At 39.7% G+C, this 315-nt stretch carries 1 protein-coding gene; it reads left to right on the forward strand.

The features are described 5' to 3' along the window. On the forward strand, positions 1–315 hold a 315-nt coding region (locus tag DDE80_RS14900; RefSeq protein ID WP_153060959.1), incomplete at both ends, for an RNA-guided endonuclease InsQ/TnpB family protein.

A 315-nucleotide genomic window follows, 5' to 3' on the forward strand; every position in this document is an offset into this window, starting at 1 on the left:
AACGCATCCTATCTCGTAGAAAGAAAGGTTCTGCACGTTGGGAAAAACAACGTTTGAAAGTGGCTGCACTACAAGAAAAAACAGCCAATCAACGTAAGAACTTTCTACACCATCAATCAAAAGAATTAGCAACAACCTATGACGCTGTTATCATCGAGGACTTGGACATGAAAGGAATGTCTCAAGCCCTTCACTTTGGTAAAAGCGTTCACGACAATGGTTGGGGCATGTTCACTACATTCTTATCGTACAAGCTAAAAGAACAAGGGAAACAGCTTGTGAAAATTGATAAATGGTTCCCTTCGACTAAAAAAT

This window comes from Metalysinibacillus jejuensis (assembly GCF_003057615.1).
Taxonomy (GTDB): Bacteria; Bacillota; Bacilli; order Bacillales_A; family Planococcaceae; genus Metalysinibacillus; species Metalysinibacillus jejuensis.